Source organism: Campylobacter concisus, from assembly GCF_902460665.1.
GTDB lineage: Bacteria > Campylobacterota > Campylobacteria > Campylobacterales > Campylobacteraceae > Campylobacter_A > Campylobacter_A concisus_AL.
In genome coordinates this window covers 165,509-192,371 of sequence record NZ_CABPUR010000001.1, presented here as the reverse complement: position 1 = coordinate 192,371, position 26,863 = coordinate 165,509, and the positions used below count along the sequence as shown (strand labels likewise).

The following is a 26,863-nucleotide window of genomic DNA, read 5'->3' as shown; positions in this document are numbered from 1 at the left end:
AATTTTTTCAATTATATGTTAAAAGATTTAAATCAAAATAAAAATTTAAGCCAATTTTTGTAGTTTAAGAGTAGATTAGTCTTTTTAAAATTAGCCTGTAAATTTAGGCTAATTTATGAAATTTAAGCACAAACTCGACTCGCCCCATTCCAACATGAAGGTCCTTTGCGATCATCGCTGCACTTTTTCCGTCTTTAAACATTTTTAAAATTTGCTCTTCTTCATTGATGACGCTTGGTGCGATTTTATTAATATCTCTTGTTCGCTCTTCAAGACTAACTATCCTATCTTTTTGCTCTGTTGCAAAATCATCAATTACTCGCTCGATGCTCTTAATCGCACGAATTATTGGCACAATCTTCTCATTTATTTGCAAGTCAATATTTTCTTTTATCTGTTTTTTAAGTGGCTCATATTGTTCACTATTTTTAAACGCCTCGCCCTCAAGCATTGAAATTTGCTTTTTTAGATTAAAATTTTCTTGCATAACGCTTTCTATCGCTCGCTCAAATCTCGCAAATTTTTTATTTGTCTCACTATCTTTTATCAACATCAAAGCTACTATTATCGCTAAAACGATACCAAAGCCTAAAAAGATATAAATTTCCATATTTTTCCTTCTACGAGTTCGCTCTCATTTCTCTTATCATTACACGTTCCCTAGCCGTCACATAAGCGTTCCAGTCAGCCTCATCCTCTTCGTGCATATTTTCTATCTTTGCTAAATTTTCACTAACAGCCCTTAAATAAAGGCTCAAATTTCTCTTTGGAAAGATAGGCATAGCAATCCTTGCGTAGTAAATTTCATCTTTTATAAATTTTTCTTCGCTTATTTTTATATGTGTAAAACCGATTTCTTCGATACTAACCCTCTCTTTTAGTGGCAAATATTGCTTATGCTCATTTTTAATATAATCACTCAGTGCATCAACTTTTCTATGAAGCTCAATCAGCAAAGTTAATAAAACTTGATCGCTCTCTTTGGTTTCGCCACGTGATTTAGCTCGTTTTAGCCAAGCCCCAAGCGCATCCTCTTCACCAGGCAAGATGGAGTCAAACTCTCTTTTAAATTTCTCGCTCCCATCTTTATCAGACTCAAATTCCATATCAAGAGGTGCTTTAAACAGCTTAATCTCGCTCATAATACGCTAATCCAAACAAAGATAAAAAATAAAATTCCCAAATAGCCATTTAATGTAAAAAATGCTCTATCTATCTTGCTAAAGTCGCGTCTTACGATCCTATGCTCAAAAAATAAGATCACACCACTTACTAAAATTCCAAAAAATGCCATCGCTCCAAGCCCAGCCGCCCAAGCAAAAAGTAGCCAAAATATAAAAGCTAAAGCGTGAAAAATGGCCGATAAAAAAAGCGTAGCCTTATCGCCGTAAATAGCTGGTATGCTAAAGAGCTTGTTTTCTTTATCAAATTTCATATCTTGAAGCGAGTAAAGCAAGTCAAATCCAGCTACCCAAAATGTCACACCAAGGCAAAGTAGCACACTCCAAAGCGGTATAGCAGCGCTCACTGCGACCACGCCAGCGATGGGAGCAAGGCCTAGGCTAAGTCCAAGCACCAAGTGTGCTAGCTCGCTAAAGCGTTTAAATAGCGAATATCCGCCAAGAACAGCTAAAATAGGAAAACTTAGCCAAAATGCGAGCGAATTTATAAAATAAGCACATACGATAAAAATAAACGCATTTGCCGCAATAAAAAGCTGCATATTACTCCTGCCGATACGACCATCAACGCTTGGGCGGCTTGCAGTTCGCGGATTTAGCTTATCGATATCTTCATCTTTATATCTATTAAAAGCCATAGCAAAATTTCTAGCACTAATAGCGCAAAAAGTACCTAAGATAAGCAGTTTTAAGCCAAACCAAGCCGAGCCACTTTCTATCTTGCTAGCAACTATCATCGCAACAAAAATAAAAGGCAAAGCAAAAACAGAATGCTTAAAAACGATAAGTTCAGCGATAATTTTTAATTTTTCTATCATTTGATAAATTTCCATTTTCTTTAAAAATGGTTGATTTTACACCATTTTGCTTTAAATTTGAATTTATATTATCATTACAAGAATAATTTAAAACAAAGGGTTATTATGGGCAAAGTAGCGATTATTGGAGATAGTTTTAGTGCGTTATTTACGGCTTACGAATTAGCTAAAAAAGGTGAAGAAATTTTAATTATTAGCAGCCAAAAAGATGATTTTACAAATGGAATTTTAGCACCCTTTGGCACACACGCTCTTGCAAAAGATGGAGCGATATCTAGCTCGTTTATGGGATTAGTTAGCAAAAAAAGCGAGCTTGATATAAGTATTTGCTTAAATGAAAATTTTAGAGCTTGGATGACAAATTTTACACTTAAATCAACCAAAGCTCACGACAAAAAGATGCAAATTTTGTTTTCAAAATTTGGTAAGAAAAGCTTTGAAATTTTAAGAGATTTAAACAACAAATATCCGCAGATAAATTTCGATGAGAGCGGTGTTTATCTACTTTTTAGCAATGACGAAAGCTTTAAAAAAAGGCTTGATGAGATAAAGGTTGCCCATAGCGAGCAAGAAATTTTAAGCGTAGATAAAGAGCTTGCAAATTTTGGGCTAATAAATAAAAACATAAAAGGCGCTATAAATTTAGCCAAAAACGCAAGTATTGATACAAATGAGCTCAAAAAAGCTTTGATAAATGAGCTAAATTCTCTCGGGGTAAAATTTATAAATGATGAAATTTATGAGCTAAAAACGCAGGGGCAAATAGTGCAAAAAGCTATTGGTAATAACGGCGAATATGATGCCGATAACTTTGTGATCGCTTCAAAAAATTTAGAGCTTTCAAATAAGCTAGGCACGAGCTTAAATGCGATTTTGGCTAAATTTTATACCATTGATATTAGCCTAAACGAAGGACAAATCCCTAAAAAACCAATCATTTTAAATGATCTATTTGCCAAAATTTATCCAACTAAAAATGGTGTTACGATTATTACAAATTTACAAGTCGGCGCTATCGATACACTTGTTAAAACTGAAAAGATTAATGCATTTTTAAATGAGCTAAAGATACATCTTGGTATAAGCGAGCTAAAAGAGCCTAGCTTTAGAGCAAACTACGTGCTTCTTAGCTCAAACGATAAGCCAGCTCTTGGACGCGATAACATATATAGTAACTTGATCTATAACCAAGCTTATGGACTAAATGAACTTAGCTTTGCTCCGTATTTTGCCGGTGTTTTGGCAAGTCTTATAAAAGATGGTAAAAATAACGAGGAAAATGATGAAATTTTACTCTTTAGCTCGTTTTACGAGGGCTAGACTTGTTTAAAGAATTTGCAATAATTGGCACCACGGCAAGTGGCAAAAGCGATCTTGCATTTGAGCTTGCAAAGGAGCTTAATGTCGTCATATTAAGCCTTGATTCGCTTGCACTTTATAAAGAGATAGATATCGCCAGCGCAAAGCCAAATAAAGAACAGCTTGAAGCCATAAAGCACTTTGGTGTAGATGAAATTTATCCTGATGAAGAATTTAGCGTTGGGGCATTTTTTGAAATTTATAAAAATGCAAAGAATTTTGCGCGCTCACAAGACTGCCCACTCATCATTACAGGAGGTAGCGGCTTTTATCTAAAATCAATGCTTAGCGGACTTGCACCAGATGTGCCAAAATGTGAGCTAAATTTAAGCAATGAAGAAATTTACGAGTTAGCTGTAAAAATCGATCCAGAGTTTGCAAGCAAATTTAGCCAAAACGACTCTTATCGCCTCGAAAAGTGGTATCAAATTTATAAATTTAGTAACCAAATCCCAAGCATTTGGCTAAGAGAAAACACCAAAGAGAGCATCATAAAAGAGCTAGCTATATTTGAAATTTTATGGGATAAAGATGAGCTTAGAGAACGTATCAAAAAGAGAACAAAAGGCATGCTTGAAGCCGGGCTCGTAGATGAGGCGAAATTTTTGTTTAATAAATACAAAAGTGAGCCAAAACCACTAAAATCAATAGGTTTAAAAGAGTGCAAGCAATTTTTAGATAAAGAAATTTCTCAAAACGAGCTTGAAGAGCTCATAGCTACGCATACGGCTCAGTTAGCAAAACGTCAGCGAACCTTTAATCGCTCACAGTTTGAAAAAAAATTTGTGGGTGATTTGAATCAAATTAGAAGTGAAATTTTAAAATTCTTAAAAGAATAAAAACTAGCCCACAAGGGCTAGTCAATAAAATCAAATAGGCATTACCCTAATTTTTGGGCTTAAGCTCTCTTGCAAGACATTTTCAATCGCATAAAGAGTGCCAGTTGAGCCACTTGCACAGCCCGAGCAAGCACCAAGATAGCGGATATAAATATCAGTATTTTCTCCATTATCATTTCTGATATCTAAAATTTCTAAATTTCCGCCATCCATCTCGAGCATTGGGCGAATTTCTTTATCTATGACAGACTCTACCGCTTTTAACTGACCCACCATCGTCATATTTTCAAAGCTAATGTCGCCTAAAGTGTGATTTGCTTGGGCATTTGCCTGAGCTTCGATCTTCTCACGCTCCATCTCGGCCCTAGTATCACGCAAAATATCCACCAAATAATATTCTCTTTTTTCATGGCCACCAGGCTTTACACAAGACTTGCAAAATGCACCAGCTTTGGTGTATTGCGTGATTTCCTCAACTGTGTGAAGGTCATTTAGCCTTATCACTTCTTTAATCGTACCAAGGCTTACCCTAGCGCACTCGCAAACGATGATCTCGTCTTCAAAATGCTCTGGGTCTATGCCTTTATAGCTTGCAGCTGCTGCTTTTATAACGTCATACGCCATAACTGAGCAGTGCATCTTTTGAGGTGGAACTGCTGGCGTTTCTGGATTGTCGCGCATAGCCTTTTCGACATCAAGGTTTGTGATCTTGACTGCTTCATCAACTGTTTTGCCGATACAAAGCTCAGCCATCGTATCAGAGCTAGCTATCGCTGTGCCACAGCCAAAGCTTTTAAATTTAGCATCTATTATTTTGTCTGTCTTTTCATCAACAAGCCAGTATAGCCTAACCGCATCACCGCAACTTTCTGCACCAAAGTCAGCCACAATAAGCTTTGCGTTTGCCTTTTTAGCATCTTCTTCGGTTATCTCTCCCATAAATTTAGGATTATTCATCCTATCTTGCACTACCTTAGAATACTCATCCCAGATAGAGCCTCCGATCAAATTATTCTTTGCCATGTTATTTTCCTTTAAATTTTATAATCCACTCTTATGCCATTCTGGGGCGTAGGCAAATGTACTAGAGATACCTCTTAGTCTATTTACTGCTTTTGTTATGTGCTCGATCGCATAATCAATCTCTTCTTCTGTATTAAATCTAGAAAGAGATAGTCTAAGTGCGGTGTGAGCTAGCTCTTTATCTGCCCCTATAGCCTCCATTATTGGGTTACTCTCTAATGTTTCACTTGCACATGCTGAGCCAGTTGAAGCTGCGATGCCAGCTTTATTTAGATCCCAAAGCATAGCTTCGCCTTCAACGCCTTTTATAGAAGCCAAAATGGTATTTGGCACACGCTGCTCTTTTTTACCAACGACGCTAACGTCAGGAATTTTTAAAATTGCATCTTCAAGCTTATCACGCAAACGGCGAACATGAGAGTGCTCATAATCCATAAATTTATTTGCCAGTTCAAGTGCTTTACCCATGCCGATGATGCCAGGAACATCGAGTGTACCACTTCTACGTCCGCCCATGTGCTCGCCGCCGTGAAGCAAGCTACTTAGTGGCATACTATTTTTTATAAATAGTGCTCCAACTCCCTTTGGTCCGTGAAATTTATGCGCAGAAAAGCTTAAAAAATCAACGTCAAGATCTTGAACATTTATCTTTATCTTACCAACTGCTTGAACCGCATCCGTGTGGAATAAAGCCCCATATTCATGAGCGATACTAGCAAGCTCTTTTATAGGAAAGATCATGCCAGTTTCGTTATTTGCACTCATTATAGAAACAAGTGCTACATTCTCATCCATTACAGCCCTTAGCTGTTCTGGTGTGACTACACCATCGTTATTTACATCTAAAACAGTAAGCTCTACGCCATATTTTTCTAAAAATTTACAAGTCGCCAAAATGGCTGGATGCTCAACTGCGGTTGTTACGATACGCTTTTTCTCACCAGTTGCTATTTTGTCAAAGTAGATGCCTTTTACTACCCAGTTGTTGCTCTCAGTCGCGCATGAGGTAACAACGATATCATCGCTATCTTTTGCATTTAGTCCGGTATAGAGCTGATCTAGTGCTGTTCTTAAAGCTGGATGTGTTTCAGAGCCAAATTTATGAAGCGAGTTTGGATTACCGTATTTTTCACAAAAATATGGCTTCATAAGCTCAAAAGCTTCAGGATCAACCATTGTTGTAGCGTTATTGTCTAAATATACTCTCAAATTTAAAACCTTAATTAGGATAAAAAATATCCTTTTTATTTTTGTTGGGATATTATAACAAAAAAGTTAAAAGCAAGTTTAAAAATATGCTTTAATTTTTTCAAAATTCAGCTCATTTTGATATTAAAATATATTGAAATTCTTTATCAAAATTTGTATAGATCGCTATTTGCGATTTTTCTTATAAAAAAGTCTAATTATCTCCTAAAATTAATTTATTTTTTTAAGTTTATAGCGCGATAAACATATTACTTGCGTGCATTATCTCTTTATAGTTTTCTTCTAGTTTTTCATATGAGGTTTTATAAAGTTTTATTAGTCCAGTTATCATAGAGGTCCTATGTCTTTGATTGTAGTGGCTTAATATATTTATATTTGGCTCCGCTTGGAGCCATAGATATTAAATTTATTATCTAATCCTTTATATTATGCTCTTTAGCATAGCTTAGGATCTTAGCTCTAAGATCTTCAGGAAAGCTTTGTCTATACATTACCGGTGTTAGAGGGTTTAGCTTTTTATCTAATTTACCAGCCTCATATAGTCTTATTAGCTCTTCTGGTGTGTTGTAGTATGGTGCATTTGGATATCCTTCTGGTGGAGTTAGAGACATTATTTTAGCTTCTAGAAGGGTGGAGTCGATGTAAAGGTCTATGTCTCTTTGTGTCATCTTATTTGGAAAGCCTTTTTTGTCAAATCTAGTTGTAAAATGTGGCATTTCCTTTTTGAGATATGACATAAATTCCTCCCTCGTTGTTTCATTAGCATCAAAGTCTCTAGGGTCTAATAGTTCACCTTTATCTTCTACAAGTTCTCTTAAAAATTTATGTGTTGTTCCTTCTGGATCAAATGCTACTCCGTCCCTATTAAAATCCATCACGAAGTAATTACCTACTATCTCATCTAGATAAGGCATCATTCCGTATTCATCTAGTGGGGGATTGCTGGCTACTTTTCTAAATTCTTTAGCCATTTGTAAATTTTTATTTAGACCTGCTAGGTAGGTAGAATATTCAAACATATCAGCTAAAGCCTCTAAAGCCCCATCTTGACCAAGTTGAGCTGATAAAAACATTGATTGATATGCTCTTGCTTTAAATCCTGCATATCCTAGTCCAACTCCTCTTGAAAATCCAGCCGTATTTCCTAAAGTTCCAGCACATATATTCCACTCTGCTGCAAACAGTTCTGATTTTAGAGTATTTCTATTAGCATTTACTTCATCATAAATTTCAGCGTATTCAGGTTTAGTTAGTTTGCCTTTACTATCTACTCTAACTATTGCATCTTCAGGAATATCTATCATAGTGCATTTTAGATTACTTCTTTTTACTAGATAGATATATCTATCTCTTTTATCTTTTAAGCTTTCATAGTAAGCTTTTTCTGATTTAGTCCAAGGTGATAGTTTAGTTGAGCTTGGTTTATAGCTAATATCTAGCCACGGTTTAAATGATAGATAGTCTGTTTGGCCTAAAGAGTTTGGTTTAGGATTATAGTATAGTGGTTTATAGTTTTTATATGGAGATGAGTCTAGGATGGAGCGGGAGTCGAGGAGCATTTGGGAGTGTTCTTTTACGCCTATAGTTTCATTTCCATAATCAAGCGGTGAGACTGATAAATTTGTATTTTTATCAAATGGTATTTTCATTCCATTTGGAGCTATAACTATATATGTATTATTGTTATCCATTAAATTTCCTTTATTTATTCTTTTATTTACCACTATTAGTGATATAGCCATTACTAAGATAGCTAAAGCTGTAAATATAATCTTTTTCATCATATTATCCTATATAAAGACCATCTTCCATGACTATGGTGGTGGCTAGACGACCTACTAGGCGAGGGGGGATATTCTCTTTAGCTCTATCTTTTAAATCTACTTTGCACCCCACATACACGCCCTTAATGTTATTGTTACCTATGGTGTCTAATGCTTTTATTAGATCTCTTGAGAGATTAGAGTGATTGTTTTCACCACTGGTGTTAAAGATTCCTTTTTTAAATAAATTTATGATTTTTACTGCTTCTTGATAAGAGTCTATTGCGTATTTTGGTTTGCCTGCTACTAAGTTAGCAAGCGAATTTTGCTTATACACATCATAAATTTCTTTCTCCTCTTTTACATCTAAGTTTAATTCTCTTATCTCTACATCTGAGTTTGTATATCTACTTCTTGCATATTTAAAATAGTTTGCATCTACTTCATTGCCAGCTCCTCTTAGTTCATCTAAACATAGATAAGTACTAAGGTTATTTAGTGCTAGCTTTGAAGCAAGGTTATGTGAGAGTTTGCTTTGTTTATTGTTTATATCATAGTAGATAAATGAGTTATAGTCTAGTCCTCCACTACTTATATTAGCTCCTAGAAATAATCTATTTAAATTTAGACTTATATAGTTTTGATAGATCATTACTGGATAGTAAATATATGTATTGCTCTTTGTTTTGTCAAAAGTTTCTTTAATAGATAATGGCTTATAAGATACATTATTTAGTGCGTAAGCTTCATTAAATTTATATGTATATCTTGTATGCATTATTTCATTGTAGTTTTCTTCTAGTTTTTCATATGAGGTTTTATAAAGTTCTATTAGCCCGGTTATCATAGAGATGCCTATGTCTTTACCAAGAGTTTTAGTATAGTCTTTGATTTCTTTTTTCATAAGCTCTACATCTCTTATATTAAAGCTATACGTGTATCTCATAAAAGTATATGTCGTTATCTCGCTGTAAGATATATTTAGTTTAAAATGCTCTATCGTTCTATAAAGCATAGAGGTATTTTGGGCTTGCAAAATTAAATTTAGCTTTGATCTTTGAAGTACTATATTTGTAGTTTTTAATCTTGTAATATACAAAAAATATTCATCTATTTGTTTAGTCTTTTTTGCACTAAATAGTTTTTTTATTAAATTTAATACTCCAAGCTCGTCTAAAAAGGCATCTTTTAATTTCTTTGCATCCCTTTCAAATATAAAAGAGCTAAGCATCTCATAAATTTTAGATATGCCATCTTCACTTGCAAAGCCTGCTATTGGGAATAATCCTTCAATGGCTGTTTTTACAAGTAAAGAGCTTACCTCTTTATCCATATCTCTATCATTATGATAAGCCTTATCTTCTAAGTCTATGGCTTTTTTTAAAACGTCTTTATCCTTAGAAGCTATCACTTCTTTTATCAAAGCTTTATCTTTCTTGCAGCTTTCATCTATATCATTGGCTTGCTCTATTAGAAGCTTCATTAGATCACTTTGTAAAGGATCTTTTATATTTGTACTTACACTACTATCATTTTCTTCCAAAAGTTCTTTTATGCTATATACATCCTTAGTATTTCCTGCGCCATCCATATAATCACTAATCTCTTCTATACATAGATACTCATTTTTGTTTAATCCACTACTTTTAGCACTATCTTTATAAAAGAATAATCTTATATCACTATCACCTAATTTCACAAAAGAATTTACATTTATAGTACTTATCTCTTCATCACCTATTTTTATATATTCACGGGAGTTTTTTATAGATTTATTTAATAACTCTCCTGAATAGCTCTTAGTCATTATAAAGTAAGCCACACCAAGGCAAAGTACTTCTAAAAGAGAGTAGTACGGAGTTGGCTGATCTTCTAGCGCCTTCTTTACTAAATAGTCTATATCTTCTAACTCCTTATACTCTTCTACCTCTTCTGTCTTATTGTGGTCATGCTCTTCAAACTTCATCCTATCAATAACATTTTTATTAACTCTATCAAAGACTACTTTAAATGCTATAGTTGATTTTTCCATATACTCTTTTTCACTCTCTTTTATTTTCTCCATATCATTTGGTTGTTTTGTATAAGCATTTACATGAGAGATATTTATATCAAATAATTCGATATATTTCATGTAATTATCTATATACTTCGAATTAGCATTACGAGGAATATCGCTATATTTTTTTCTATTCTCTTCAATATTATCTATATAGCTTTTTTCTATCCTTGCAAATGGAGATAAATTTAGTAAAAGAGTTGATTTATCATTGTTTTGATCTATATCTATACTATATTTGCTATAGTCTTTTACTGGATTTAGAGTCTTTATGTCACTAAATTTTTGTTTTACTAGATTGCTACTTTTTGATCTATTTATATCGTCTTTTATAGTTTGATCAAGACTTTTACTAATAACTTCCTCTCTTAATCCTGCACTTGATCTAAAAGGGGAGTTTGAAAGAACGATGTAGTTTTTATTTAAATTTGAGAAGTCTTTGCTATTCATTTCATCATTTGTAGATGTGCCATTTTTGTCAGACTTATCTGATATTAGATTGGCTAGTTTTACAGAGTTAAAATTTGAAGCACAGATAAAATTTAAATTTGCATTTGTACATTTTATCTCATCTTTTAATCTACTAAATAAAGTATCATCACTTGAGCCAAAGCCTAAATTTTTATTTACCACGTCATAAGAGCAAACCTCTTTGGAGTAATCAAATACAGATACATCATCTAAATATCCATATACACTATATCCTTCATCTGTATTATAGTTTGTCTCTTTTTCGTTAATGCTATATTTAAAAGGGCGGTAGTCTAAATTTAAGTGAGTAAAGTCCAAGAAAAAACCAGATCTAGAATTTTTATCACTTTTAAACACTAAGACATTGCAGTTTGAACTTATATTTAAAGTATTTACGATAGAAGCAAACCTAGATGTAAAAAAACTTAGTATTGGTAAGGATACACCATAAAATGCCCTATTGCTATCATATTCATGAATTGCATACGCCATCTTTCCAAGCTCATAAGCCACAAAACCAAGATTTGATTTTTTTATTATGGCCTTTGGATCGGTTATATCGACTAGACTTAATATAAAAAGAGCTATTTGTTTTATTATAAATTCTCCATTTTCCGAGCTTAGCTCTTTTAAATTTTTATCTAGCTCATCAAAACACTCCTTTATGCTTCTTTCAAATTTGCCCTCGTCTAATCCTTCGCTAGCTATCAATGATTTAGCGTCATTTAGTAGATCATTTTTTAGAGTATTTAAACAATCTCTTAAAATATTTTTAGCCTCATTATAATTAGAAACAATAAGCTCAAACATATGATAAAAACTTGACGGTTTATCTTCTACATCATTACCATCTTTTAGCAACTCCCTATCATGCTCATCTTGAGCTAAATCCAATATCTCTTGATTATGTATTTTTGTTTGTAAAGGAGTAAGCCCTTCTCTTAAATTTTCAAAGAATTTATCAATAGCACTTTTTTTATGAACTACTTTTACTGGGATGCCTTTATATTTAAACTCCCTTACTCTATTTAGTTTGCTATCTTTAAAGCTCTCTTTGTCTACATAAAAATCAGTTATTATTGATATGTCTTTATCTTTACCTTTACAACAGATAAGATCAGAGACAATCTCCGCAATTATATTGCCAGAATATGAAGATAGATAGTTTAAACTAGACGTATAAAGCGTTACGCTCTTTGCATCAGCCATGTACTCTTTTATCTTTTTTAAACTCTCTTCGCAAGAGTAGGTTATATTTATATCATTCATCGTTATGCCACCACTACTGTTTTGATTATATTTATATCATCGCTATATTCACTATCTAGCCCACAAGCAAATTTTATGCATACTGTTTTTGCTTTACTTGGCGTAATATAGATAAGATTGTTATCGTCACTCATATCATCTACAAACTGAAAAAATCCTATTCCACTCTTAGGAAGCGTCATATCTTTATAGATAGGCTCAGTATATTTAGGGGTAATAAAAATAAAATTTTTATCCATAAGCGAGTATTTAAAGTTAAATGATGAGATACTAAATTTGTCATCTCTAAACCGAGCCTTTAGATACTCTTTTAGCTTCTTATCTTTTATATCAGAGCCTTCGTCTAAATTTAGCTCCATCTCTTTAAACCCCTCTTGGTTTTTATATTCCACATCATTTAGCTTATATATACAAACGGCAAGATTATCTATTTGATTAAGGGCTGATTTTATATGAAGCCTTATGTAGGCATTATTTAAATTTATATCTTTTATTATTTCGCTACTATCTTGCATACCAGGATTACTTAAACTATGCTCTAGTTTAAGTTTATTCTCTTTTTTTATGCACCTTAGCGAAGAGCCGGTGTTGCTTAGGCAGTTTGGCACTAGATCTTGCATTACAGCGTAGTGATCATTCATGCTTTTTAGACTAAGTGCCGATCTTGGCACATAAGCTACTATGACGCATGGGATCCTAGCTGAGCAACCTACTATCGGCGAGTTTATAAAATCAACGTCAAGTATCACACCTTGATCGTCTGATCTTATACTCCTGCCTGCCCTACTTTTTAAGATCACATGACCACCATGTGGGCAAATGATAGTGTCATCCTCTATGACAGGGCATGAAGTTGCAGTAGATGAAATTTCTTTAGATTGATTATCTTTTTGTAAATTTTGCCTTTGATTTAAATTTGAAAGAGCCTCTTTAGTCTTTTTACTCATTGGTTTTAGATCGATATTTAGGCTCTTATTTGATAGTGAATAATTTAATATATTTGCTTGAGAATTTCTATAAGAAACATTTAGCCTTCCTATATCTTTATCCTCATCTCTTGGCTGATGAGTAAAATTTAGAGGTATATTCTCATCACTATTATATTTTTCATCTTTAAAATAAAGTGGATAATCCTCCTCTTCATTGGCTTTAGACAAAAGAGCAGAGTTTAGATATATTCTTTGATTCATATTTTTACTATCTAGCTTAAATATCTCATTTAATACCTCAACATCGACTATGCTTTTATCTACTGCACTTACACTAAGGGTATCGTTGTTTTTATAAAAGATACTTCCCACGCTCTCATTCATAAGAGCTTTTATATCATCGGTTGCTACTTTATTGTTGTAAGCTACATCATCGTTATTTTGAGCAGATTTATTATTAGCTATTACTATGGCTTCATCGCTAGAGCTTATGTCATTAGAGTCTATGCTAGCTAAAAAATTTTCATTTTCTTTTAACTTTGCTAGATCCGCATATTTTAGATTTATTATGCTCTTTAGCATATCTATTCTATCTTTTACAAAGATGCTAGCCTCTGCTATATCTACTCTATTATCTCGTAGTATCGTTATATTTTTATAGATGTTTTTGCTATAAGAGAAGTATTTACTAAGCTCATTTACATCTATCTTTTTTTCAAATACAAATAAATTCAAAGCACAAATAGCCACTAGCATATCTATATCACCAGCCCTAGCATCACTTACTATCTTTGTCGCATCTAGTTTATCTAGATCATCTATATCTAGTATCTTTACTAGATGTGCCTCTTTATTGCTATTTTTATCTATGTTGCTGCCTAAATTTTCTATTATATACCCGACCATATCTTGCTTAAAATTTTCATCACTAAATTTGCCATATTCATAAAAGAGATTTAAATAAGCATAAAAAATATATAAAGGCGTATCTAGCATAGAAGCATCGCTTATATCATCTATATTTACATCCAAATTTAACTTCGATCTTATGCATTTTAGTTTAAATTTAAGCGACTGGATATATTCATTTAGATAATCAAGTGCTTCAGCTATATCTTTGCCTTCTATCTTGGCTTCATTTTCTTTGTTTTCCAAGAGATAACACAACATATATAAAACCAAAACACTCTCTTTTAAAAAGTGAGATCTAATTAATATATTCACCAAGTGTCTATTCTCAGTATTTTTATACTTTACTTCGCCAGTTGTATCTATGCCTAGTTTATAGCCTAGATCAGATATGACCGAAAAGGTAGGTTCTATCAAAACAGCTACATCTTTTGAAAAGCTATCTTCATCCCTATTGATACTTTGTTTAACGCTCTCTACGTGATGTATCTCTATGTCTATGTCTTTTTCTTTGCTAGCTTTATTTATATTAGAGCTAACCTTTTTATCTGCAAGAGTCTTTTGAGCTTGTTCATTATTTTTAACCACATCTACGTATTCATCTACACTGCTCTTATCATCTTTAAAGCCAAACATACCTTTTATCTTGTTAAAGACTGAGCCTACCATCTTTCCTATAAAGCCATCTTTATCTATGACTCTTGCTATCCATCTTGCACCTTTTGCTATGGCTTTAGCCACAAAGCTAAGAAGCCTTAAGCTCCAAGTAAAAGCTGAAGCCAATATACCACCATAAATTCCTGGAGCGTTATAAGTATAAAGTTCTTTTACTCCGCTATCTTTAAAGGTTACTGCATATATTTGAGCTAGATGACCTCCTAATGAGTGACCTGATAGGATGATATCTTTGGCAGTGTTATCTAAACCACTTAAGTTTTGACTATGAGAATTTATTGCTTCTTGCATAGAGGATTGAAGTGATTTTAAAGCAGATATTTGCATAAGCGCTCTTGATGTGATAGCCATAAAGGCATCATCTAAGAGATCATTTATTTTCATCTCTGTTCCTCTAAAGCCTATGATATAGTTTGACTTAAGCGTATCATAAAATATAGTTGAGCTAAAACCTGACTTTTGATTAGGTATGTGCTTTACTAGCTCATAGCGATTGACAAATAGTTTTGTGCGAGGAGAGAGGGATTCGGGTTTATAAAAGATATAGGGTGGCTGATCTGGTACCAAAGCTATAAAATTTTTTACATCATTTTTGAGTTCAGTATCTTTTGTTTCTCCATTTGCCCCAACTGGTTTCTTTACTATTTTATCTGCCATAAATCTTGCTTCTATACAAAGAGCATAAGCGGTAAGGTCACCAAATTTTCTATTGTTTGTTTGTGATGTGTCTGTTTCATTGCTTATATCAATTTTATCACCCAAGGTAATATCATCTGCATATCTCCAAACAGGCTTTTTCTTTTCATTTTCTCTATAAGAATTTACAATGTTTTCAGGGACATTATCTTTACCAAATTTATCATAAAGCTCATCAAGTCCATTTCTTTCATTCTCAAATACATTATGAAGCATTGCATAACTTGCATCAGCTATATCAATATAGTCTTTAAAGCAATTTATTAGCTCTTTATTTGATTTTTTAGTTTGCACTTACTTGTCCTTGTTTGCTTTTATAAATTTGTTGTTTGTTAGAATGAATTTGTTTCCACCGCTTACTGGAACTATACTTTTTTTACTAAAGCTTATTCCCATTCCCTCATCTCCAAATAAGCCATATTTAGTACTATATGTTTCATAATAAACATCTATGCTTATAGGAACTATTTCTCCATTATCATTTATATATAATTTTCCTAAATCTAAATATGGTTTTTCTTTGTTAAAATTTTCTAAACCTATAAACTCAATTATTTTATTTATATAGATTTCAGAGATTTTAGCTTTTTTGCCAGTTTGGTTTTCATAATCTATCCAGCGAGTGTAGTATCTTTTACCATTTGAGAGGGTTTGATCCATTTTTGGATTATCGTAAAACTCTGTTTTTAAAATTTCTCTCATTTTTTGATTTCTTTCATTTTTATTAGGTATTGTCTTTATTCTCTCTAAAATTTCTTTTCTTTTACTATCTCTTATTTGTTCTTGTCTCTCTATCTCATCAATAAATTTCTCATCAAATATATATACTCCACCATATTGTTTAGCTAAGTTTTCTAGTTCAGAGTTACTTATCTTTTTGTTTGTTTGATTAGCTGAGCAAGCTATTAAAAATATACTTGTTAGAAGTAAGAGTGTTATAGCTAGAAATTTCATTGATTATCCTTTTATGTTTGAAATTTTAGTTTGGATATTTTATTGTTATTGTATTTATAATATTATTAATTTATTATGTGCTGTTTGGGGTTTATTAAAATTTATTATGCAGATAAAAGTTTATTTCAAGTATTTTCATAACTTAGTTCATTTTTCATAAAGCTCATCAAGTCCATTTCTTTCATTCTCAAATACATTATGAAGCATTGCATAACTTGCATCAGCTATATCAATATAGTCTTTAAAGCAATTTATTAGCTCTTTATTTGATTTTTTAGTTTGCACTTACTTGTCCTTGTTTGCTTTTATAAATTTGTTGTTTATTAAGTAGAAAATATTATCTCCTGATTTTGTACCAAAAGACTCTTTAGTAAATGATACACCTCTACCTTCATCACCAAATAATCCATATTTGGTTTCAATATAAGTATATGAAAGATATATTTTTATAATTCTCATCTCTTTTCCATCAAAATACATATATTTAGGATAAATTCTAGGTTCTTCTTTTAAAAAATCATCTCCCATAAATTCTTTTATTTTATTTATATAAATTTCTGGTACTTCTGCTTTTTTACCAGTATCTCTTTCATAATCTATCCAACGAGTATAGTATTTTTTACCATTTGAGAGAGTTTGAGGGAATTTTTCATCTACCAACTTTGTATTTACAGCATAAAGACCGCCACCTAAATCTTTACCTTTTGTATTTTTTCTTAACTCTTTTCTTTCAGCTTCTCTTCTCTCTATCTCATCAACAAATTTTTGATTAAATATATATACTCCACCATATTGTTTAGCTAAGTTTTCTAGTTCAGAGTTACTTATCTTTTTGTTTACTTGATTAGCTGAGCAAGCTATTAAAAATATACTTGTTAGAAGTAGTAATATAAATGCGGTAAATTTCATAAATAAATTTTTAAAATAAATAATCAAAAATCTAAGAATTTTGCATAATGAAGTCAAGAAGTTCATCTAAGGATTTTGTCCTTAGATGAAAGATTAAGATTTTTTGATCGCTCTAATAGGAATAACAAATATTGCTGCGATCACATAAAAGGCAATACAAAAAACAGCCGCCATCATAAATATCTCGCCGATATCATAAAAGCTTGACTCAAGCCTAAATGTATCCACGTAATTTATCGCAAACCATAATGCTACGCCAAGAGCGATAGCAAAAACAAAAAATCCCCAAGAAAACAAGAAATTTAATATCTTAGTTCCCAATTTCTCTCCTTTTTAATTATTTTTCTAACTTAAAACCGCCACCAAAAGCTCTATAAACTTCGACTACACTATCAACCTCATCAAGCTTTGCTGAGACGTCTTGTAATTTTGCTTGAAGCAAATTTCTCTCCGCATCAAGAAGCTCTAAGTGGCCGATATAGCCAGCGTCATATTGCTCTTTAGCAAGCGAGTAAATTCTTTGTTGGGATTTTAGCAAATTTTTCACTTGTTCCAAAGAAATTTTTGCATTTTGCCTTGAAACAAGCGCATCTCTTACTTCACCAAGAGCCGATTTTACCGCGGCTTCATAATTAACAGCAGCAATTTGTTCATTTGTTTTAGCCACTGCAACATTATTTTTTGTCCTACCAAAATCAAAAATTTTCTGTGCTAAAGAGCCACCTATGCTCCATGTATTGGCATTTCCAACAAAGATATTTTCAAAATCAATACTTGAAAAGCCAAAAAGTCCAGTCATTGAAATGCTTGGAAAATACTCAGCCCTTGCAACACCAACAAGAGCATTTGTAGCTTTTAAATCAGCCAGTGCCTTTGCCACGTCGCTTCTTCTTAGCAAAATTTCAGAGCTGATGCCAGCACTTATCTCTGGAGAAGCTGGTAAATTTTGCGAGCTAGCAACAGCTCCACCTAAAATTTCATTATTACTTTTACCAGTCAAGATAGCTAGTGAGGTGATAGCTTTTGACTTTGCATTTAATATAGAAGTAAGATTGGTCTTAGCGCTTTCTACTGCTGCCTTACTTTGCAAATAAGTCATCTCATTTATGCTTCCAAGATCAAGCTGTGTTTTGCGAAGCGCTAGCGTGTCTTCATAAGTTTTTAAAGTCTCTCTTAGCACAGCTTCTTGCATATTTAATGAAACTAACGCAAAGTAGCTTTTTGCAACACTTGAGCTGATACTTAGTCTCGCGCTATCGTAGTCAAATTTGGTTGCATTTAGGCTTTCTTCAGCTGCAGCTACATTATTTCTTACTCTGCCCCAGAGATCTATCTCGTAGTTTAGTCCTAAATTTATGCTCGAACTTCTATAACGTGTTTGAGGCTGCTTAGTGTATGTTTCCCCACTGGTTTTTGCCTTGGTGTAGCCTACATTTAAATTTATACCAGGAAGCAAATCTGCCTCAGCTACGCCAAGACTTGCCTTTGCTTTCTCTAAATTTAAATAAGCAACACGTAAATTTGTATTTTTCTCGAGTGCATTTTCTACTAGAGAATTTAAATTTTCATCGTTAAATTCTCTCCACCAAAGATCCCTTATATCGCTTGTCTCGAAAGTATATGTTGAGGTGAAATTTGTATCTACATTTGGCATATCTGGACGAAATGAGCAACCAGTTAAAAACGCCACCGCTATAAGTATAAACGCCTTATTTTTCATCTTTTTTTGCTCCCTTTTTCCAGTATTTCTCATTTAAATTTTCAAGCAAATAATAAAACATTGGCACGAAAAATATCGCTATCGTCGTAGAAGCGATCATACCACCAACCACGCCAGTTCCTAGTGAGTGGCGAGATGCAGCGCCTGCGCCTGTGCTTATAACCATCGGGAATACGCCTAGAGTAAATGCGATAGATGTCATTACGATAGGTCTAAAGCGAAGTTTTGCCGCATTTATCGCTGAGTCAAATATACTCTTGCCGCTATCACGCTCTTGCATTGCAAATTCTACGATCAAAATGGCGTTTTTAGCCGCTAGACCGATAAGTAACAAGAGTCCGATCTCAAAGTAGATGTCGTTTGTTAGGCCTCTTATCCAAACAGCTAGCAACGAGCCAAATACCGCAAATGGCACGGCTGTGATAACCGCAAGTGGAATGAGCCATCTTTCGTACTGAGCAGCAAGGATGAGAAATACAAAGATCATACCAAAGATAAAGGCGACCGTGCCTGTTCCTTGAGAATTTACCTCTTGATACGCAGTTCCTGCCCAGCTTATAGCGTAGTCCTCGCTGCTTAGCGTGTCATTTACGACCTCTTGGATCGCTCTTATCGCATCACCTGATGTGTAGCCAGGTTTTGGATCGCCCATGATCTTAGCCGCTGGAAAGAGGTTAAATCTATCAACGATATCAGGTCCGATCGATCTTGTAAGCGTCGCTACTGAATTTAATGGCACCATCTCACCCTCATTTGAGCGGACGAAAATCTTTCTTAGATCCTCAGGGTTGTTTCTAAAGTTATCGCTCGCCCTTGCATATACGCGGTAAGATTTACCAGCAAGGTTGAAGTCGTTTATATAGTAAGAGCCAAAAGTAGCCGCTACCGTGCTAAAAATTTCGCTCTCGCTTACGCCAAATAGCTTTGCTTTTTCTTTATCAACCGTGATCTTAAACTGGCGGTAGTTTGTCTCAAGCGTAGTTCTCACATTTGTTAGCTCAGGTCTTGCGTTTGCAGCTGCAGTTACCTTTCTAGCGTCTGCTTCTATCTCGTTGTAGCTTTTGCCGCTCTTGTTTTGTAGATACATCTCAAAGCCGCCAGTCATTGATAGACCCATGATAGGTGGCACATTTACGACAAAGGTCATTGAGTTTTTTGATCCCCAAAGCATGCCGTTAAACTGACCGACCAAAGCATCTGCGCCGTCCGTTGCACCTTTTCTCTCGCTCCAGTCTTTTAGCTTGATAAAGCTAATGGCTGAGTTTTCTCTAAGCGAGTTAGCTAGCATATCGTATCCTGCAAAGCCCATATTAAATTCAACATTTGGATTGCTCAAAATGGCATTGCTGATAGAATTTACCTCTTCTTTAGTTTTAAGCATATTTGTTGAAGGTGGAAGTGAGGTGATAACCATCAAAGCACCCTTGTCTTCTGAAGGCACAAGCCCTTTTGGCACCTTTTGAAATAGGCCATACGTTGCAAATCCCATTATGCCAATGACTATAAAGCTAATGATGACATGTTTTAAAATTTTTGCCACGCCAGCTGTAAAGAGCTTAGTGCTAAAGTCAAAGAAGTCGTTAAATTTCTGAACTATCCAAAATGGCTTGTTCTCTTGCTTTTTAAGCATAACCGCACAAAGTGCTGGTGTAAGAGTAAGAGCGACAAAGCCCGAGATACAAACAGCAACGACAAGTGTTAGCGCAAACTGCTTTTGTATAACGCCAACAAAGCCCTCCATAAATGAAACTGGCACGAAAACCGCGCAAAGCACGAGCACGATAGAGATGACTGGAGTTTGCACCTCCTCCATTGCCTTAAATGTCGCGTCTTTTACGCTTATCTCTTTATCTTCATGCAAAATTCTCTCGACGTTTTCTATAACGATGATCGCGTCATCCACGACGATACCGATGGCTAGGATCAGGGCAAAAAGTGTGATCAAATTTATACTAAAGCCCATCACATAAAGTCCGCCAAATGTACCTATGATAGAGACTGGCACAGCAAGCATCGGAATGATAGTTGCACGAAAACTTTTTAAGAAAAAGTACATTACGACAAGAACTAGCACCATCGCCTCGATAAAAGTTTTTATAACTTCGTCTATTGAGACGGTGATAAATTCAGTTGGATTGTAAGCTATGGTGTGCTCTAGGCCAACTGGGTAGGTTTTCTTTAGCTCTTCAAGCTTTGCAGCGACTGCTTCAGATGTCGCAAGTGCGTTTGCATCGTTTTGTAAAAATAGCAAAAGTGGCACTGCTGGTTTGCCATTTAGCATAGCTTCAGATGCGTAGCTAGCAGCTCCAAGCTCGACTGTGGCGACCTCTTTTAGCTTGACGACTGTGCCATCTTCACTTTTTATCAAAATTTCGCCAAATTGTTTTGGATCTTTAAAACGCCCCTCAGAAACGACAGAATAAACATAAGGATTATCGCCTTTTGACGGCTGCTCGCCTATTTTGCCAGCGGCGTATTGTGAGTTTTGAATTTTTACTTGAGAAATGACGTCGCTTGGAGTTAGTTTAAACTGAGCAAGTTTGTCTGGCTTTAGCCAAATTCTAATCGAGTACTCTTTGTTGCCAATTAGCACTGTATCGCCGATACCATTTACCCTTTTAATCTCGTCAGCAATGTTTAAATTTACATAGTTATATAGCTCAACTTGGTTCATATTTGGATTTGTAAAGCCAACAACTTGAAGGATCGAGCCACTTCTTTCACGCACCGTTACGCCCATATTTTGCACTTCTTGAGGTAACCTTGAAAGGGCAGCTTGCACGCGGTTATTTACATCGATCGTAGCTTGTTTTGGCGATGAGCCGATCTTAAAATATACGCTTATATTCATAGTACCTGCTGAGCTTGAGGTGCTTTGCATATATAGCATATTCTCAACGCCATTTATCTGATCTTCAATCGCACTTGCGACTGAGTCGGCGATAGTCTGCGCATCAGCACCGCTATATGTCGCACTTACAGAGACGGTAGGCGGTGTAAGGCTTGGATACTCCTCTATTGGAAGCCCCTTGATACCCATAAAGCCTGCTATAACTATGATGATAGATATAACAGTTGCAAATATCGGGCGGTTTATGAAAAATCTTGAAAACATCTATCTGCCTTTACTTGCTACTTGTAGCGTTTACATCTTTGCCGTTTATAAATTCCGCACTTAGGTCTTTATCAGTTTCAACTGGTGCACCAACTCCTATTTTAAGGAAGTTATTAACAATTATCTTATCACCCTCTTCAAGACCTTCAGTGACTGCTACCATATTTTTTGTTTGATATCCTATTTTTACATTTTTTTGGCTTACTTTGCCATCTTTCACGACTAAAACATAAGAGTTTGTAGCGCTTTGTTGAAGGGCAACTTGTGGGATGTTAAAGGCATTTTTTTGAACAAATCCACTCATCTTTATATGACCAAACGCACCTGGTAAAATTTTACCCTCGCTATTATCAAAGCTAGCCTTTGCTAAAACGCTGCCAGTCGCGGTATTTACGACACTATCTATAAAATTTACTTTACCATTAAAATTTTCGCCATTGACACTTAACACAGTGTCACTATTTAGCTGTTGCCATGAGCCGTTATCCAAATTTGTCTTTCTAGTTAGATTATCCACATCGGCGATATAAAATTCTGCTTCAATAGGATTTATTTTTGTAAGTCTTACAAGTTTTGTTTGATTTGCTATGACAAGTGAGCCAACATCTACTTGGTTATCACCCACTACACCGTCAAATGGCGCTGTAATAGTCGTGTATCCTAGATCTATTTTCGCATTTTTTAAATTTGCTTTTGCGCTTACTAAATTCGCATTTGCAATGTCATAAGCCGCAACTGCTGCGTCGTAGTCTTTTTGAGAGACTGCATTTTTCTTATAAAGGGCAGAAATTCTTTTAAACTCGGTCTCGGCATTTTTTAAATTTGCATTTGCTACGCCAACAGAGGCATCAAGTGAGTCAAAGCTAGCTTGATATTTTTCTGGATCTATCAAAAATAACTTATCGCCCGCTTTTACTTTGCTTCCCGGCTTAAAAAACTGCTTTATGATAGTTCCGCCAACTTTTGGATAGATAATAACATCTTGACTACTTACAACCGTTGCGGTGTAATCAAAACTAATAGGTATGTCTGTTTTTTGTGCGGTAAAAATATCTACATGAGATAGTGGCATCTGGTGACCTGCTGCCGCTTTATTCTCTTTATTTTCAAAACAACCGCTTAGAAATAAAACTGCAACCGAAAGCACAAGAGCACTTTTAAAATTTGCCATAAAAACCTCTCTTAATTTTAAATTTTAATATCATATTTAGTTTTTTGTAATAATTGTTACAAAAATTTAAAGTTCTCGATTCTATTAGAAAACAAATAAAAAGTCAATTTTATTTTTTACTAACTCCATTTAAAAACAGCTCAACACACAAGCCAACATGCTTTTTACGCTCTTTTTCACTAAGCTTTGGTTCTTCATTTATCAAAAGCGAATCATAGTAATAAGCCCCAATCACGCTTTGTATAAAGTACTTCGCAGCAAATTTGGCTGAAAATTTTGGATCAAGTTTGGCTTTTACCTCATCTCTTTCAAAGAAATTTATAAGCACAAGATCGATCTTTTTTAAAATTTGATCCAAAAACGTCTTACCAAGTTTGCCACCATTTTTAGAACCCTCACTCATCATTATCCTACCAAGAGAGATATGCCTTTTGCTGCAAGTAATAGAAAATATTATGGTTGCAAATTTGGTTAAAAATTCCTCCAAGCTGTGAGAAATTTTAAGATCTATTTTCTCATCGATCTCTTTTATAAGGCTATCTATCTCTTGCTCAACGATCGCCTCAAAAAGCCCCTCTTTGTTCTCAAAAAACGTGTAAATACTAGAAAGCGATCCGCCACTTATCGCTACGATGTCACTTAAGCTTGTCTTTTCATATCCTTTTTCTAAAAATAGCTCAAGTGCTGTTTTTACGATAAGTTCGTATCTTTTTTTACCCTTTTCTGAGATCGCCGTCTTGCTTCCTATTAAATTTTTGCCATTTTATCATCTTTTAGGATAGATAAAAGTACTTTGTCTTTGCACGCTGATAGCTGGCTCGTCAGTGGCATAGGCTTTTATATTTATATGTTTTAAAAGATCTTTATCGCTTAAATTTTCATTTTTTGATTTTAACGTGACGATTACTCGTTGCTTTGCACCAGCTTTTAATATAAACGGCTTATTTGGACGAGAAATTTCTATATTCTTATCATCTACTTCAAAGTAAAAGGCGTGCTCTTTATTTTGTGTATTTTGCACCAAAAATACGTAAGAATTTTCGACTTCATTTTCACCTAAAATTTTATAAAGCTCGCTTGTTCTATTTATGTTTAAAAGCATACTTTCTTTTTTGCCACTCATCAATACCCCAGCTGTTAATACAATGCCCAGAATGACGAGATAAGCAACCGTTCTAAAACGTAAAATTTTGACTCTTTTTTGCTCTTTTATAGAGTTTATACTTCTCCACTCAATAAGCGAGTTTTCATCAAAATGCTTCATCACTTTAGCACAAGCATCGCTACACTCTAGACAATTTATACATTCAAGCTGCATACCTTTTCTTATGTCAATGTGCGTCGGACATATCCTCACGCATGCCTCGCAGCCAGTACACAGCGCACCCTCTTCTTTTGGCTTTTTAAATTTCTCTTGTCCGTTATAGATTACGCCGCCTCTTTTTTGATTGTAAATAACTTGGATCGTATCGTTATCAAACATCACTGATTGCACCCTAGCGTAAGGACAAACATAAATACAAAAATTTTCTTTTAAAATGATGACATCATAAACTAACCAAATAGCGATAACAAGCCAAAATGCAAGCAAAACTCCGTGCTCGCTTGGCTCTTTTAAATAAGCAAAAAAATCAAGCGGTGGCACAAAATACCATAAAAAATTTGCCGAAATAACAAGAGCTAAAACACACCAAATTCCAACTGCTAAAGCACGCTTTAAAATTTGTCCTTTTGGCTCATTCTGCTTATTTTGTATATTTTTTCTGATCTTTAAAATTTTAGTTTGCAAAAGGTCACGAAATATCGTTCTAAAAATAGTTTGCGGACAGCTCCAACCGCACCAAACACGCCCTGCAAGTGTCGTTAGAAAAAATATGCTTAAGAACAAAATGATAAATAAAAATGGCAACAAGTAAAGCTCTTGCATATCAAATTTTGTAAAAAATAGATCAACTCTACTTTTATCAAAACTTAGCAAAAATAGCTGCGCATCATTTACTCTGATAAATGGCAAAACAAAGACAAATAGCGTAATACAGGCGAAAAAAATGTAACGCCTCTTGGCGTAGCTAAGATGAAAATCCTTTGACATAATAAGCCTTTTTTGAAATTTTATGATTATAAAGCTTATAGCATTAAAAGAGTTTTAAAAAAAAATAGTTAAAAGCTTAAATTTATGAAAATTAAACTATACTCACGGCTTATTTTAATCTGAAAGGTGGTGAGGACGTTGCCTGGTATTAAGGTACATCCTAACGAGTCATTTGACGAGGGTTACAGAAAGTTTAAAAAACAAACTGACCGTAATTTAGTCGTTACTGAAGCAAGAGCTAGACGCTTCTTTGAGCCTAAAACTGAGATCCGCAAGAAACAAAAAATTGCTGCTCGCAAGAAAATGCTTAAACGTCTTTATATGCTTAGACGCTACGAGTCAAGACTCTAAAACCAAGACAAAGAGGGCTTTGCTCTCTTTGTTTAACTCTTCTTTTAGCCTTATTTTTTTATAATCAAAGCAATTTTTTTATTTTATTTTAAACGGAAATCCGATGCAAAAGCTAGCTGTAAATGAAGCTGCAGAAATTTTAGGCATAACAAAAGAAGCAGTCTATAATAGAATTCGCCGAGGCTCGTTAAAAACGGTCATTGAAAATGGCACAAAATTTGTCATCCTTGATGAGAAACCAAGTAGCGAAAAAACCACAAAATCCACTCCAAAAAGTACAAAAACCAAATCCCAAAATGATGAGTTTGTAAATTATTTGCTAAATGAGTTAAGCGAGTTAAAGAGCTTAAATTTAAACTTACAGGCTGATAAAGATAGGCTTTTTAAAGAAAAGGAGCAGATGCTAATTGAGCGAAAAAATGAAATTTTGCAAATTTATAAAGATAGAGACGAGAAGCTCATGCAGTTTCTAAATGCCATGCAAAGGCCGCTTTTAGCACAAAAAAATGACGATATGCCAAATAACGAAGCGATAGAGGCCGAGATAGAAAATGAGTCAAAATGGATAAATTTAAGTGAATTTTTAAAGGAGCTAAATCTAAAGCCAAAGGCAACAAAAAAAGCCAGTGAAAAGATAATAAAAGCGATACACCACTCAAAATTTATAAAATTTAAACGAGGCGTGATACTTGTTAGAAGACATAAAAATTTAAAAGAGTTGATAGGAGAGATATGAAACACATTAAAAAGATAGCTACTTATGCTGCGGTAGGCGGATTTGGTGCGATCGTTATGGCAGGTCTTGCTGGTTGCGGCAGTGACAATGGCGGTGATGAAAACGCACTAAATGAGGTTGCACAAAAAAATGGTGCCTTTGTCATCATCGAAGAGAGCGCGCCTGGAGTTTATAAAATTTTAGAAGAGTATCCAAGTACTGAAACTAGAGTTGTACTAAAAGACATAAACGGTACTGAGCGTGTGCTAAGCAAAGACGAGATCGATAAGCTCCTAGCTCAAGCAAATGCAAATATTGACAATGGTACTTCAAATTTAACACAAACGAGTGACGCACAGCTAAGCAGTGGCGGTCTAAGCCTTGGCGAGACGATCCTTGCTTCAGCAGCTGGTGCGATACTTGGTAGCTGGATAGGCAGTAAGCTTTTTGGAAATCAAAATTTCCAAGCTACTCGTCAAAATTCTTACAAAAATCCAAGTGCATACACAAGAAGCGTTGATAGCTTTAATAAGCAAAAAGCAGCAAATTCTGATGCAAGAAGCAGTGGCGGCAAGAGTGGATTTTTCGGTGGTGGATCAAAATCAAGCTCTAGCTCATCAAGCTTTGGAGGCTGAA

General features: G+C 34.5%; 22 protein-coding genes. 5 read left to right on the top strand and 17 right to left on the bottom strand.

The genetic code is table 11. The features are described from left to right. Nucleotides 1–103: 103 nt before the first annotated feature. The 3 genes from F3G66_RS00985 to mqnP are packed head-to-tail and all read right to left on the bottom strand — an operon-like array spanning nt 104 to nt 1,999. On the bottom strand, nt 104–610 hold the full coding sequence (locus F3G66_RS00985) for a DUF6115 domain-containing protein (RefSeq protein ID WP_021091068.1): 507 nt from the start codon (nt 608–610) through the stop codon (nt 104–106). Between the two features lie 10 nt (nt 611–620). Next, nucleotides 621–1,142, bottom strand: a complete 522-nt coding sequence (locus F3G66_RS00980) for a hypothetical protein (RefSeq protein ID WP_149706857.1) — start codon at nt 1,140–1,142, stop codon at nt 621–623. Continuing rightward, nucleotides 1,139–1,999, bottom strand: a complete 861-nt coding sequence (gene mqnP / locus F3G66_RS00975) for a menaquinone biosynthesis prenyltransferase MqnP (protein WP_149706856.1) — start codon at nt 1,997–1,999, stop codon at nt 1,139–1,141. The genes F3G66_RS00980 and mqnP overlap by 4 nt, the downstream gene beginning before the upstream one ends. A gap of 105 nt (nt 2,000–2,104) precedes the next feature. Here mqnP and F3G66_RS00970 point away from each other — a divergent pair, with 105 nt between their 5' ends. Both F3G66_RS00970 and miaA read left to right on the top strand, forming a co-directional pair. Then, on the top strand, nt 2,105–3,319 hold the full coding sequence (locus tag F3G66_RS00970; protein ID WP_149706855.1) for an FAD-dependent oxidoreductase: 1,215 nt from the start codon (nt 2,105–2,107) through the stop codon (nt 3,317–3,319). A gap of 2 nt (nt 3,320–3,321) precedes the next feature. Continuing rightward, on the top strand, nt 3,322–4,197 hold the full coding sequence (gene miaA / locus F3G66_RS00965) for a tRNA (adenosine(37)-N6)-dimethylallyltransferase MiaA (protein ID WP_149706854.1): 876 nt from the start codon (nt 3,322–3,324) through the stop codon (nt 4,195–4,197). 30 nt (nt 4,198–4,227) lie between these two features. Here the strand turns inward: miaA and F3G66_RS00960 are convergent, their stop codons facing one another. From F3G66_RS00960 to ccoG, 14 genes are all read right to left on the bottom strand, one after another. Next, nucleotides 4,228–5,220, bottom strand: a complete 993-nt coding sequence (locus tag F3G66_RS00960) for an iron-sulfur cluster assembly scaffold protein NifU (RefSeq protein ID WP_054196048.1) — start codon at nt 5,218–5,220, stop codon at nt 4,228–4,230. An 18-nt stretch (nt 5,221–5,238) separates the two neighbouring features. Further along, entirely contained in the window at nt 5,239–6,429 is a 1,191-nt protein-coding gene (locus F3G66_RS00955) for a NifS family cysteine desulfurase (RefSeq protein ID WP_149706853.1), read from the bottom strand. Nucleotides 6,430–6,842: 413 nt separating this feature from the next. Continuing rightward, nucleotides 6,843–8,120 (bottom strand): thioredoxin reductase, encoded by a 1,278-nt coding sequence (locus F3G66_RS00950; RefSeq protein WP_223154176.1) that lies wholly within the window; start codon nt 8,118–8,120, stop codon nt 6,843–6,845. Between the two features lie 94 nt (nt 8,121–8,214). After that, nucleotides 8,215–11,991: a hypothetical protein gene (locus F3G66_RS00945; protein ID WP_149706851.1), complete on the bottom strand. Its 3,777-nt coding sequence runs from the start codon at nt 11,989–11,991 to the stop codon at nt 8,215–8,217. A 2-nt stretch (nt 11,992–11,993) separates the two neighbouring features. Continuing rightward, entirely contained in the window at nt 11,994–15,494 is a 3,501-nt protein-coding gene (locus F3G66_RS00940; RefSeq protein WP_149706850.1) for an Mbeg1-like protein, read from the bottom strand. Then, nucleotides 15,495–16,154, bottom strand: coding sequence for a tRNA 2-selenouridine synthase (locus tag F3G66_RS00935; RefSeq protein WP_149706849.1), 660 nt, complete (start codon nt 16,152–16,154; stop codon nt 15,495–15,497). It abuts the gene before it with no gap. A gap of 147 nt (nt 16,155–16,301) precedes the next feature. Next, on the bottom strand, nt 16,302–16,439 hold the full coding sequence (locus F3G66_RS00930; RefSeq protein WP_149706848.1) for a diadenosine tetraphosphate hydrolase: 138 nt from the start codon (nt 16,437–16,439) through the stop codon (nt 16,302–16,304). Then, complete coding sequence (locus tag F3G66_RS00925) at nt 16,440–17,129, bottom strand: tRNA 2-selenouridine synthase (protein ID WP_223154175.1); 690 nt, start codon at nt 17,127–17,129, stop codon at nt 16,440–16,442. A 27-nt stretch (nt 17,130–17,156) separates the two neighbouring features. Beyond that, entirely contained in the window at nt 17,157–17,384 is a 228-nt protein-coding gene (locus F3G66_RS00920; RefSeq protein ID WP_021090435.1) for a hypothetical protein, read from the bottom strand. Between the two features lie 16 nt (nt 17,385–17,400). Continuing rightward, nucleotides 17,401–18,783, bottom strand: coding sequence for an efflux transporter outer membrane subunit (locus F3G66_RS00915; RefSeq protein ID WP_149706847.1), 1,383 nt, complete (start codon nt 18,781–18,783; stop codon nt 17,401–17,403). Then, nucleotides 18,773–21,898 carry an efflux RND transporter permease subunit gene (locus F3G66_RS00910; protein ID WP_149706846.1) on the bottom strand — a complete coding sequence of 1,042 codons (3,126 nt, stop codon included), beginning with the start codon at nt 21,896–21,898 and terminating at the stop codon, nt 18,773–18,775. Before F3G66_RS00910 ends, F3G66_RS00915 begins: the two co-directional genes overlap by 11 nt. Nucleotides 21,899–21,908: 10 nt before the next feature. Next, on the bottom strand, nt 21,909–23,069 hold the full coding sequence (locus F3G66_RS00905) for an efflux RND transporter periplasmic adaptor subunit (protein ID WP_149706845.1): 1,161 nt from the start codon (nt 23,067–23,069) through the stop codon (nt 21,909–21,911). Nucleotides 23,070–23,178: 109 nt separating this feature from the next. Further along, on the bottom strand, nt 23,179–23,766 hold the full coding sequence (locus F3G66_RS00900) for a TetR/AcrR family transcriptional regulator (protein WP_107792870.1): 588 nt from the start codon (nt 23,764–23,766) through the stop codon (nt 23,179–23,181). A gap of 69 nt (nt 23,767–23,835) precedes the next feature. Then, nucleotides 23,836–25,161 (bottom strand): cytochrome c oxidase accessory protein CcoG, encoded by a 1,326-nt coding sequence (ccoG, locus tag F3G66_RS00895; protein ID WP_149706843.1) that lies wholly within the window; start codon nt 25,159–25,161, stop codon nt 23,836–23,838. A gap of 138 nt (nt 25,162–25,299) precedes the next feature. Here ccoG and rpsU point away from each other — a divergent pair, with 138 nt between their 5' ends. The 3 genes from rpsU (at nt 25,300) to F3G66_RS00880 (ending at nt 26,862) form a co-directional block, all read left to right on the top strand. Continuing rightward, entirely contained in the window at nt 25,300–25,512 is a 213-nt protein-coding gene (rpsU, locus tag F3G66_RS00890; protein WP_009294994.1) for a 30S ribosomal protein S21, read from the top strand. Between the two features lie 103 nt (nt 25,513–25,615). Beyond that, on the top strand, nt 25,616–26,248 hold the full coding sequence (locus tag F3G66_RS00885; RefSeq protein WP_149706842.1) for a DNA-binding protein: 633 nt from the start codon (nt 25,616–25,618) through the stop codon (nt 26,246–26,248). Continuing rightward, nucleotides 26,245–26,862, top strand: coding sequence for a UPF0323 family lipoprotein (locus F3G66_RS00880; protein WP_149706841.1), 618 nt, complete (start codon nt 26,245–26,247; stop codon nt 26,860–26,862). The genes F3G66_RS00885 and F3G66_RS00880 overlap by 4 nt, the downstream gene beginning before the upstream one ends. Nucleotide 26,863 lies beyond the last annotated feature (1 nt).